Origin of the sequence: uncultured Muriicola sp., assembly GCF_947258935.1 — a bacterium.
In the GTDB taxonomy this organism is placed as follows: Bacteria; Bacteroidota; Bacteroidia; order Flavobacteriales; family Flavobacteriaceae; genus Muriicola.
In genome coordinates, this window is sequence record NZ_CAMYKH010000067.1 from 1 (window position 1) to 11,049 (window position 11,049).

General features: G+C 39.6%; 11 protein-coding genes. 2 read left to right on the forward strand and 9 right to left on the reverse strand.

All coding sequences use genetic code 11. The annotated features are described in order from the left end of the window. Positions 1 to 803: 803 nt before the first annotated feature. On the forward strand, positions 804 to 962 hold the full coding sequence (locus tag Q0X72_RS13970; RefSeq protein ID WP_367180452.1) for a DUF6747 family protein: 159 nt from the start codon (positions 804 to 806) through the stop codon (positions 960 to 962). 183 nt (positions 963 to 1,145) lie between these two features. Then, positions 1,146 to 2,420: a UDP-N-acetylmuramoyl-tripeptide--D-alanyl-D-alanine ligase gene (murF, locus tag Q0X72_RS10915; protein ID WP_297765176.1), complete on the forward strand. Its 1,275-nt coding sequence runs from the start codon at positions 1,146 to 1,148 to the stop codon at positions 2,418 to 2,420. Positions 2,421 to 2,548: 128 nt separating this feature from the next. On the opposite strand, the gene Q0X72_RS10920 is transcribed toward murF, so the two are convergent. From Q0X72_RS10920 to Q0X72_RS10960, 9 genes are all read right to left on the reverse strand, one after another. Then, on the reverse strand, positions 2,549 to 3,823 hold the full coding sequence (locus tag Q0X72_RS10920) for an Nramp family divalent metal transporter (protein WP_297765178.1): 1,275 nt from the start codon (positions 3,821 to 3,823) through the stop codon (positions 2,549 to 2,551). Between the two features lie 4 nt (positions 3,824 to 3,827). Continuing rightward, a complete protein-coding gene (locus tag Q0X72_RS10925; RefSeq protein ID WP_297765180.1) occupies positions 3,828 to 4,496 on the reverse strand; it encodes a bifunctional 4-hydroxy-2-oxoglutarate aldolase/2-dehydro-3-deoxy-phosphogluconate aldolase in 669 nt (222 codons plus the stop codon). Between the two features lie 5 nt (positions 4,497 to 4,501). Next, entirely contained in the window at positions 4,502 to 5,542 is a 1,041-nt protein-coding gene (locus tag Q0X72_RS10930) for a sugar kinase (protein WP_297765183.1), read from the reverse strand. Between the two features lie 35 nt (positions 5,543 to 5,577). Beyond that, a complete protein-coding gene (locus Q0X72_RS10935; RefSeq protein ID WP_297765185.1) occupies positions 5,578 to 6,333 on the reverse strand; it encodes an SDR family NAD(P)-dependent oxidoreductase in 756 nt (251 codons plus the stop codon). A 10-nt stretch (positions 6,334 to 6,343) separates the two neighbouring features. Next, positions 6,344 to 7,105, reverse strand: coding sequence for an SDR family NAD(P)-dependent oxidoreductase (locus Q0X72_RS10940; RefSeq protein WP_297765187.1), 762 nt, complete (start codon positions 7,103 to 7,105; stop codon positions 6,344 to 6,346). 21 nt (positions 7,106 to 7,126) lie between these two features. Then, positions 7,127 to 8,404 (reverse strand): MFS transporter, encoded by a 1,278-nt coding sequence (locus tag Q0X72_RS10945; protein ID WP_297765188.1) that lies wholly within the window; start codon positions 8,402 to 8,404, stop codon positions 7,127 to 7,129. Between the two features lie 221 nt (positions 8,405 to 8,625). Next, positions 8,626 to 9,339: a FadR/GntR family transcriptional regulator gene (locus Q0X72_RS10950; RefSeq protein WP_297765190.1), complete on the reverse strand. Its 714-nt coding sequence runs from the start codon at positions 9,337 to 9,339 to the stop codon at positions 8,626 to 8,628. A 222-nt stretch (positions 9,340 to 9,561) separates the two neighbouring features. After that, a complete protein-coding gene (locus Q0X72_RS10955) occupies positions 9,562 to 10,509 on the reverse strand; it encodes a polysaccharide lyase family 7 protein (protein ID WP_297765194.1) in 948 nt (315 codons plus the stop codon). 11 nt (positions 10,510 to 10,520) lie between these two features. Beyond that, the coding region (locus Q0X72_RS10960; RefSeq protein WP_297765196.1) for a polysaccharide lyase family 7 protein at positions 10,521 to 11,049 on the reverse strand (529 nt) is incomplete at its 5' end.

The window sequence follows — 11,049 nt, forward strand, 5'->3', positions numbered from 1 at the left end:
ATATAATATAGTAAAGCCCCGACATAACTGTCGGGGCTTTTTTTTAACCATTAAACACAAATAAAATGGAGTATAACCGTTCCTGGTCGCAGAACTTCACTTCTTTATAGGAAAGCTTAAGGGCCGTTACTTAACTCTTATATGGCGCTGTATTCGTTCAGATGTATTAAAATGATTAAAATATCCTGCAGAATAGCCATACTCCTTTTTCTTCAGAAGGTCGGCGAATATATCCAGGACTAAAACTTAAACAAGCTTTAATACGCTATTGTACTAATACCATTATAACTACATCCGCTTTGTACAGCTTTAGACAAACTAAATCCTTGGGCATTTACTGAACCTTTCCAAATTATCCGTTATCTCTACTACGCTGTGAACCTGAACCATATATGTACTCTTTATATTTAAATAGATCATTAAAGAACTTGCTAAAACAAGAAGTTAAGATTTCAAGTTTATCAGGAAGGAAAAGGAAATTAGGAAACTATTTATGTAATCTTATTCTCACTTTATTGGATATACTCGTACTACGAACTCTACAAAAGGTCTATTATTAAGGTTCATTAACCATGTATTTATTCATTTTTAGTATATGTAATACTAATTTTTATAGCTTTTTTTATAGATATATTATCATCTATAGTGTATTACATCGATTATATCAAACGTTTTGTCGATTTATAATACTATTTCCTACAAATGAGCATTTTACTTATAGACACCACGATACAATATCAAATTTTTAATCAAGGTGTTACAAATTTAAATAAACCCAAATCTATTATATTATGAAAAATGTAATGTTAATTAAAAACTTGTATTCAGAAGCTTTTCAAAACATTAGCAATCACATTGCAAAGAATTATTTAAAATCTTTATCCTGGTTATTTATCGCCAGCTACGCAATAGTATTATTTGCATTTATTTTCAGAGTTTCAACAGGATTTGCTTTTGATTAGGGATCTAAGCAATAATAAACTACTAGTGCCTGGGGGGCACTAGTGGAATCTGTAGAACAAAATTATTTTGATTTAGTGGAGTAATTAAAATGGGTTTATGGTTAAATTCCATTTAGTTTAAACAGTAATAAGTGTAGGTAAAAGCCTTGACGATAAAGTCAAGGCTTTTTTTATCTTTAGGGCATGAAAATAGAACTGCTCTATGAGCTATTTTTAAAATATCCAACGATCTCCACAGATACGCGCAAGATTGGCCGAAACTGCCTGTTTTTCGCTTTAAAAGGACCAAATTTTAATGGGAATACCTTTGCGCAGCAAGCTCTCGATTCTGGAGCCGCATATGCGATCATTGATGAAGAAGAATACCTTGTGAATGATACGTGTATCCTGGTAGAGGATGTGCTAAAGACATTACAACTTCTTGGAACCCATCATCGCCTTCAATCCAATGCAACCATTGTAGCGCTTACCGGAAGTAACGGAAAGACCACTACCAAAGAACTGATACATGCTGTACTTTCCCAGAAATTCAAGACCATAGCAACTCGTGGAAACCTAAACAATCATATAGGAGTACCCCTTACCTTACTTTCAATCCAAAAGGATACGGAGATCGCAATTGTGGAAATGGGAGCCAATCATCAGAAAGAGATCGCCTTCCTTTGCTCTGTGGCACAACCAGATCATGGATATATTACAAATTTTGGAAAGGCCCACCTGGAAGGTTTTGGAAGTTTTGAAGGAGTTATCAAGGGGAAAAGTGAAATGTATGACCACTTAATGACCCATGGGAAACATATCTTTTGGAACGCAGACGATCCTATACAGCAAAAGAAACTCCGGGATTATAATCTCAAGACCGGATTTAGCACTGATAATACCCAGTACGAGTGTATTTCCTTCCTGGGAGCAGACCCCACCGTGAAATTAAAAATTAAGGGGGAAACATTGGTAACTCAATTACCGGGAGCCTATAATTTTGCGAACTGTGCCATAGCCGCGTTGATGGGGATCTATTTCCGGGTACCTATATCGGATATCAAAAAAGGAATTGAAACCTATCAACCCGAAAATAACAGATCACAACTTATTGAAAAAAATGGCATTCGCATTATGCTCGATGCTTATAATGCCAACCCCAGCAGCATGAAGGTAGCCCTGGAGGCCTTTGATCAAATACCAGCGCTATTCAAAACTGTTCTCCTGGGTGATATGTTCGAATTAGGGGATAGTGCCGCAGAGGAACACCAAAGGGTCTCAGAAATGGCAGAAAAAATGCCCTTCCATGATTGTTTTCTGGTTGGTGCGCATTTTTATGACACAGATACTAGTTGTAAGAAATTCAGATCTTTTGAGTCTTTCCTGGAATATTTAGACCAAAACCCAATTAAAAAGGGTTCCTTATTGATAAAAGGATCAAGGGGAATGGCCCTGGAAAGGGTAATGGACCTGCTCTAGTTAGAATCCAAGAACGATATACCAAATTAAAACGGCCAATATGTTGGAGAATGAGATATGGCAATAAGAATGTTTGAATCTTAAATCAATACGCAAAAGTAGTATTTAATCAAGATTATGGGGGTTCTTTAAAAAAAGTCAAACAAGGCTACTATGCCATTATAAGAAATGATAATGGCGAATATCAGCGAGAGGAATAATACAATATTCAATCCCATATGGGTTTTGTAACCCTTCATCAGACTTTTTTTATTGATCAGCATTAGAATGCCCAGGATGACCAATGGAAGCACAAACACATTAAAAACCTGAGATAAGATCTGCATTTGAATAGGATTTGCCCCAAATACAGGCACGATCAATGCAAACAAGCAGGCTATAGCCGTAATGATTTTAAACTGTCTGGAACTTGTATCCAATTCCCCGGATTGGTAATCGGCCACTAAGATAGGAGCGATCAATAGGCACGGAAATATGGAGGAAAGTCCGGCGCTTAAGGTTCCAAAGAAGAATAAGGACAATGCGAACTTACCTGCAACGGGCTCCAGGGTGTTGGCCATATCCAGAACTTTGGTTACAGGTTGTCCCTGATGAAATAAGGCCCCACTGGCAACGGCCATTACCGCGGCACTTATGGCAAATACCAAACACGCGGCTATGATCGCATCCTTTTTCTGTTGTCCCAGATTTTTAATGGTCCAGCCTTTTCCCTTAACAAAAAGGGGCCGGGACAAAAAGGTTGCTGCCGCCATGGTAGTGCCGACAAAAGCGGCTACCATCATCTGGCCTCCTTCTACTTCCGGGATAGAAGGTACCAATCCCTGTAGGACCTCTACAGGTTGTGGATATACCATAAACAGGGATATTAAAAAAGAGAGTCCCATGATGGTCACAAAGATGACCAGTACTTTTTCAAAAAAGGTATACTTGCCTACCAAGAGTAGACCGTACATAATAACAATGATTAAAATGGCAATCCCCAGGACACCCTCGTACTGAAAATCGGCTAGTTGTGGAAAATTTAGCAGGAATAATTCAAAAATAATATTGGCAGATATACCCAGGATGCCCATCAGGGAATTCCATTGTCCAAAGGAAATACCGATGATGATCAGAATGGCAATCAGTTTGCCCCACTTCAAGTGTTTTTTAAAAGCAAAGAGGGCTGTTTCTCCGGAAATCAAAGCATAATTGCCATAGGCGAACATCAATACTCCCGAAAAAATACAACTCAGGAGCAGTACCCAAAGCAGTTGCATTCCATATGTGCTTCCGGCGACGATCATGGAGGTTACGCTGCCGGTACCTATGGTATAACCTATGGCAAAGATCCCAGGGCCAAAAGCCAGCACCACTGCAAGTACCTTCTTAAGCCATGAATTACTAGCTATAGGTTGTTCCATAAGATCAGTTCCTTATTTTCGCAATAGTTTTTAAGGTAGTATGAACTAGTGTTTCTAGCCCATCAAAATCCTTCTTACTTAAAATTTCCTTTGAGATAAGTTTAGAGCCCATGCCAACACAGGTAACTCCGGCATCAAACCAGGCCTTTAAATTTGCTTCTTCCGTGCTTACACCTCCTGTTGGCATTACACTTGTCCAGGGCTGAGGACCTTTTATGGCCTTAACGAATCCTGGACCATAGAGGTCACCGGGAAACAATTTCACTATTTCACACCCCATCTCTTCTGCCTTATTGATCTCAGTAAGGGAGCCACAACCAGGGGACCAAAGTACTTTTCTCCTGTTACAAACAATAGCAATGTCTTCCCTAAGAGAAGGTGTTACAATAAAATTTGCACCCATTTGCATAAACATAGAAGCGGCGGCTGCATCTGTGATAGAGCCAACCCCCAAGATCATCCCAGGCAATTCTTTAATAGCATATTTGTTAAGCTCTGAAAATACTTCAAAGGCAAAATCTCCGCGTGCTGTGAATTCCAAAAGTCGGGCGCCACCATCATAACAGGCTTTTAATACTTTCTTTCCCAATTCAATATCGGGATGGTAAAACAGGGGAACCATACCGGTTTCCTTCATTACACTTGCCACTTCAATTCTTGAATATTGTGCCATAATTTTTATCTGGCGACTCTGCCTGAGGCATCTCCACCCATTAATTTGTTAACTTCATCTACTGTTACCAGGTTGGCATCTCCCTTAATAGTATGCTTTAAACAAGAAGCTGCTACGGCAAAATCCAATGCATTCTGATCGTCTTTTGGATAGGTCAGAAGGCCATAGATAAGTCCGCCCATAAAAGAATCACCTCCACCTACTCTGTCTACAATATCGGTAATTTGATATTGGCGGGTCTCAAACATTTTCTTCCCATCATATAAAACACCTGCCCAGGTATTGTGTGAAGCTGAAATAGATCCTCTTAACGTAGTGATCACTTTTTTAGCGTTGGGGAATTTTTTCATCATTTGCTTGCAAACAGATAAGAAAGCCTCAGCTTTTACATCGTGTCCGTCTTTGTGTACATCCAAGCCTTCCGGATGAATGCCAAAGTGCTTTTCCGCATCTTCTTCGTTGCCAAGGATAATATCACAATAGGAGGTAAGTTCGGTCATAATTGCTTCCCGGTCGCCTCCATACTGCCAAAGTTTAGCCCTGTAGTTCAGGTCTGTAGAAATGGTGACGCCCATTTTACGGGCCACTTTTACGGCTTCCAGGCAAGCATCTGCTGCGCCTTGAGAAATAGCGGGGGTAATGCCTGTCCAATGAAACCAACCGGCTCCCTCAAACACTTTTTCCCAATTGATCATTCCCGGTTTTATTTCGCAAATAGCAGAATGATCCCGGTCATATACCACCTTACTACCCCTGCTTACAGCTCCTGTTTCCAGGAAATAGATCCCCAAACGGTCACCTCCAAAAATAATATTCTGGGTATTTACACCCCTTTTCCGCATTTCCATCAGGGCACATTCACCGATGTCATTTTTTGGTAAACGGGTCACAAAATCTACAGGGACGCCATAATTGGCCAAAGAAACAGCCACATTAGACTCTCCGCCTCCATATACCACATCAAAACTGGTGGTCTGTGAAAATCTCAAAAATCCGGGAGGTGCCAGACGCAACATAATTTCCCCGAAGGTTACTACTTTTTTCATTTTGGTTGTTGTGATTTGTAGTACTTATAATTGGTCTAACTAAATGCCAGACCTCCATTAATGTCAATGTTATTTCCTGTAATAAAAGAAGCTTCATCTGAGGCTAGGTAGGCAACCAGATCGGCTACTTCCTCTGCACTTCCTTCTCTTCTCAGAGGAGTACCGGCGGCCACTTTTTGTCTCACTTCATCTTTTGTAAAATCATCGTGAAATTTTGTCCCGATCAAACCCGGGCAAAGGGCGTTTACACGAATTCCTTTAGGGCCAAGTTCTTTAGCCATTGCCCTGGAGAAAGTACTAACAGCACCTTTAGATGAGCTGTACAGAGCAGATCCCCCACCACCACCATCTCTTGCTGCCTGAGAAGAAAGATTGATCACGGAGGCTCCTTTACCCATCAATGGTTCCAAAGCCTGGGTTACAAAAACTGTCGACTTAAAGTTGACATCCATAACCAGGTTATAGAACTTCTCGTCAAATTCTTGCAATGTTTTTCGCGCGAAAAGACCGCCTGCATTATTTACCAGAATATCGATTTTACTGCCAAATGCCTCAACAATTTTCTTCTTTAGATTCTTTATATCGTCAAGATTAGAAACATCGGCTTTAACCGCAATAGCTTCTTGTCCCAAAGATTTTATTTCATCTACAGTTTCCTGAGCTCCGGCTTCCGAATTAAAATAGTTTACCACTACCTTGGCGCCTTCTTTGGCGAGTTTTATTGATATTGCTCGACCAATATCTCTTGATCCTCCGGTAACAACCGCTATTTTTCCTTTTAATTTACCCATATTAATATTTTTAGATTCCCAGGCCTTGTCCGCCTCCAACTTGTATGGTTTCAGCAGTAAGGAAAGCAGCATCATCGCTTACCAAAAAGGATACAACGGACGCTACATCCTCTGGTTGACCTAATCTGCCTAATAAGATATTGTTCTTCCAGGAAGCGAATACTTCCGGCTTGGTGGATTTTATTTGTGTATGAAAAGGAGTATCAATTGTACCCGGTGATACCGCATTTACTCTAATTCCATATTCGGCTAAATCTTTTGCTAATGCTCTTGTGATTGCTTGAACTGCTGCTTTAGATGTTCCGTAAATACCTGCTCCAGGTCCGCCGGCATTCCACGCCGCGATAGAAGTATAATTTATAATGGAAGCATTCTTCCCTTTTTTAAGGTAAGGGATGGCAGCTCTTGAGACAAAGAACGTTGAATCTAGGTTTAATGCCATTACTTTTCTGTAGAAGTCTGTGGTCATATCCTCAAACCTGGATCTTCCACCGAGGCCTCCCGCATTGTTTATAATAGCGTCTATCTTACCATACTTTTCTCCTATTTTACGGACAGCTGATGATACCGCTTGTTCATCTGTAACATCGAATCCATAGTATTCGGCAGAAATACCTTCAGCAGCAAGTTCCTTGACCCTTTCTGCCCCCTTATCATCCTCTATTCCGTTTAGTATTACGGTATAACCGTCTTTTCCAAGTCGTTTCGCAACTGCAAATCCGATACCTCCTGTAGCTCCGGTTATAAATGCTATTTTTCCTTTTGTATTCATGTTATTCTAATTTTATGCTTATTAATCTATTTGAATTTCTACCGGTCTAATTTTTTTAATTAGACCATATATTGAAAGCACGGCCAATGGGGCCAATACTGCAATGACAATAAATGCTGGGGTGTACGATGTAGCTGCAATTTTTGGGATCAGCCAGTTCATTATAATTACCGAGACAGCCGCTACAGTTCCAGCCAAACCGGCCAGGGTACCAACAGATGGCCCGCGGAACAAGTCGCTGGAAATGGTTTGGATGTTTCCGATGGCAAATTGAAAACCAAAAAGAACAATTGCAACGATATAAATAAACGTCATTGGATTTTTCTCCGTAACCAGGAAGATAATACCTAGCAGGCCTACAAAGATCAGCACTCCACCTATGGTTATCGTTATTTTCCTTGCGGCATCTACAGATCTTTTTTCCATAAGTTTGCCACAGTACCAACCACCTAATATACTACCGGCCATACCACCTAAATAGGAGATCCAGATTGTGGCGCCTATCTCTTCAATGCTAAAACCGAATTCAGAATTCAGGTAGAGCGGCATCCAACCTACAAACAACCACCATATTGGTTCAATAAAAAAACGAGATGCAAGGACCCCCCAGGACTCCCGGAATCCTAATATTTGAAGAACGGATAAGCCTTTTTCTTTCTTTGAGTCATCTTTGGGCTTAATTCTATCGGCCACGATCAAAGCTTTCTCTTCATCTGTGATCCAGGGATGCTTTTCCGGAAGGGCTTTATTCATAAATAACCATGGAATCACCCAAACTAATCCTACCGCCCCTATTATGATATAAGTGGATCTCCAACCGAATTGGCTGTAGAGATATGCTATAAGTACAGGGGCAATTACACTTCCAAGGGAAGCTCCTGCATTGAAAATACCCTGGGCGATGGCTCGTTGATTAATAGGAAACCATTCTCCATTACTCTTCACTGCACCCGGCCAGTTGCCGGCTTCACCTAAGCCTAAAAGTCCCCTGAAAACAGACAGGGAAACTAATCCCCTGGCAAAGGCATGGAAAATAGAAGCGACAGACCAAACAACTATGGAGACAACAAAACCCAAACGGGTACCTATCATATCGTAAAGTTTGCCAGATAAGAATTTTCCGGCTGCATAGGTAACCATAAAGATATTGAGCATTATCGCATAATCTGCTTCATCCATTCCCAGGTCCTTGCCCATTTCGGGCCACATAACGCCGAAAGCGGTTCTGTCTATGTAGTTGATTACCGTGGCTAGACAAATTAATGTGATAATCCACCATCTAAGTCCTTTTACCTTCATACTTCTGATTTAAAAAGATTGGCACATTAAATTCAATAGATCTTACTTCAGTTTTATCTGCTTTGAGCGATAAAATTGATCCGAAATATTAAATCTTATTTAAAACAAGGGAGTAACAGATCATTAAGATCTGTTTAATAAATAGTACCGTAATCACGATTTATGTATTTTCTTCCCTCTTTAATTTCAATTTTTGAAAGCAAAAGCGTGCATTTTTACCTTCAAGTTACTAGTTTGGCATTATAACAGTATTGATACAAAATATCAAAATGTAATTTCATTTTATTCTTGGCTAGTTGAGAATCCTGCTTTTCAATAGCCTCGTAAATCTCTTCGTGTTCCTGCATGGCTAAAATGACCTGATTCTCATCACAAACATGGTGTTTTTCAAAGTTTGTAATGATTCCCGGCGTGATGATAAGCATGAGCGTTTCTATGGTACTATTGCCACTTGCCTTTGCAATGGCCAGATGAAATAACAGGTCTTCCTGCACAGCATCCTTTCCTTCCAATACCATTTTATTATATGCATCCAAAGCCTGTCTTATACGTTTTAAATCAGATTCTGTTCTTCTTATCGCAGCCAATCTGGCCGTTTTTAATTCGAGTAAAATCCTGGTTTCTACCAGGGACTTAAAATCCGGATCTTCCAATTCCAGGATATCCTCAATCATGCCATTAATAGCGGTAATTCCGATATTTGCAATAAAAGTGCCGCTTTGAGGCATAGGTTTTAGTATTCCATAAAATTCTAATTTCTGAATTGCCTCTCTCACATTACTTCTGCTAACCCCAAATTTTTCTGACAACTTACGTTCTGAGGGTAGTTTCTCTCCCGGCTCTAAATTTTTGAAATTGATCAAATCCTTAATTCCTGCTATGATCTTATTCTGAACTTCTTTGTTATCAGTTTTAGTGAGAATTTCTAATTTCATATGCTTTTATTCATTTTAAATTGGTTAACCAGATTGGTTTGTTAAAATAATGAAATTGAATGTATAAAAACATTTTTCCCTATTTTATTCTGATTTATATTTTTGTTTAAGCATCTTACCGGCCTGATTTCAGGCCAGTAATATGCTTCAAAGGCTAACTCAACTAACTAAACAAAATTTAAATTCCTTTTACTTCTTATAATATTCTATATCCTTTGCCGATTAATGAGTCACAACCAGATCAAAATATTTAACCGTGGCAGTGGCCGCTTCATCAGTAGTTTGTAAATAATTGCCCGCCTTGAAATAATTTTCAAAGATTCCCCATTTTTCCATGTGAATATCATCGTACACCACAGAATGTTCGTTATTCAGAATAACCTCCATCCTTCCTTCAGAAGCAATTATTTCGAGGGTAAACATTTGATCAACTACTTCCACTGGGAAATTATATCCTACATCGTCACCCCATGCATCGGTATGTAAACTTTCTTCGTAGGTTGCATTCAGGTCTTTTAATACTTTGGTCTTTACTCTTATTTTTCCTTTATCCCAATAGATCTTCAGAACCGGGGGTGCATTGTTGTCATTCTCCCCAATCAGGTCTCGCTGTTCATTAGTTAAGCGGCCGTGTATCTGCATCACCATGGTCCTGTAATAGTCACCATTGGCAGCTTGAGAGATTTCCGGCACGGACAATGTTCCTTTCATTCTTCCGCCCTGGGCAAATGTCCAGTTGGTAGAATTACTTCCAGGTACCATTTGTTCCCTTAATTCAGTGCGGGAATAGGAGGAATTCGCCGTGGTCTCTCCCGGGTAGGTATAAAAAACTAAAGAACCATCGGTTGAATCGTTGTACATAAACGGTTTTAGCGTTTCATTGGTAGCATAGTCTAAAATTTCAGGAGGCTCTACTTCTATTAGTTTTCCATTTTCCGTAATTGGCAAAGTAACTTTCCAGTTGTTTAAATCAATATCTGGCAACAAAAACGATTTCTCTTCTACTACAGGCTCTTCTACGGGTGTTTCCACTACGACTATTGGCTCTTCTTCAGTGTTAATTTCTTTACTTTCATTATTACATGCAAAAAATAAGGTTGCGAACAGGATAAACGTTGAAGCAACTATTATCTCTTTTACACTAAGCCGATCTGTAATTTTATTATTCATTTTCTTGTTTTCTAGTGCTCTACTTCAAGTTCATACACCTTCACACTGGCAGATGCCCCTTCATCTCTGGTCTGAAGATAATTACCGACCTTAAAATAGTTTTCAAAGATCCCCCATCGCTTTATACTCGCATCATCATATACAAAGAATTCACTTTTATTTAATGAAACCAACATTTTACCGTCACTCACTTTAACTTCTATGGTGAATTTTCTAAACCCTACTTCCTGTTCAAAATTTCTACCCTTATCGTCACCCCAGGCTTCTTTATGTAAGATCGTTTCCTGGTCCACACCGGCGTTTTTTAAGACTTTTGTCTTTACCCTGATCTTACCTTTATCCCAATAAATTTTTAATATTGGTGGAGCATTGTTGTCTTTTTGACCTATCAGATCTCTCTGTTCATTGGTCAATCTGCCATGGATCTGTGCAATAATTACCCTGTGATATTTGCCATCATCTGCTCTGGTAACATCACCCATGGCCATTTTGACCATTAAAGTACCTCCCTGGGCAAATGTCCAATTCACATTATCATTT

What these genes read in the sequence shown, in the direction of transcription:
- Q0X72_RS10940 (WP_297765187.1), bottom strand. Translation starts at nt 7,105, where the DNA reads ATGAATACAAAAGGAAAAATAGCATTTATAACCGGAGCTACAGGAGGT.
- Q0X72_RS10920 (WP_297765178.1), bottom strand. Translation starts at nt 3,823, where the DNA reads ATGGAACAACCTATAGCTAGTAATTCATGGCTTAAGAAGGTACTTGCA.
- murF (WP_297765176.1), top strand. Translation starts at nt 1,146, where the DNA reads ATGAAAATAGAACTGCTCTATGAGCTATTTTTAAAATATCCAACGATC.
- Q0X72_RS13970 (WP_367180452.1), top strand. Translation starts at nt 804, where the DNA reads ATGTTAATTAAAAACTTGTATTCAGAAGCTTTTCAAAACATTAGCAAT.
- Q0X72_RS10945 (WP_297765188.1), bottom strand. Translation starts at nt 8,404, where the DNA reads ATGAAGGTAAAAGGACTTAGATGGTGGATTATCACATTAATTTGTCTA.
- Q0X72_RS10930 (WP_297765183.1), bottom strand. Translation starts at nt 5,542, where the DNA reads ATGAAAAAAGTAGTAACCTTCGGGGAAATTATGTTGCGTCTGGCACCT.
- Q0X72_RS10935 (WP_297765185.1), bottom strand. Translation starts at nt 6,333, where the DNA reads ATGGGTAAATTAAAAGGAAAAATAGCGGTTGTTACCGGAGGATCAAGA.
- Q0X72_RS10925 (WP_297765180.1), bottom strand. Translation starts at nt 4,496, where the DNA reads ATGGCACAATATTCAAGAATTGAAGTGGCAAGTGTAATGAAGGAAACC.
- Q0X72_RS10950 (WP_297765190.1), bottom strand. Translation starts at nt 9,339, where the DNA reads ATGAAATTAGAAATTCTCACTAAAACTGATAACAAAGAAGTTCAGAAT.
- Q0X72_RS10955 (WP_297765194.1), bottom strand. Translation starts at nt 10,509, where the DNA reads ATGAATAATAAAATTACAGATCGGCTTAGTGTAAAAGAGATAATAGTT.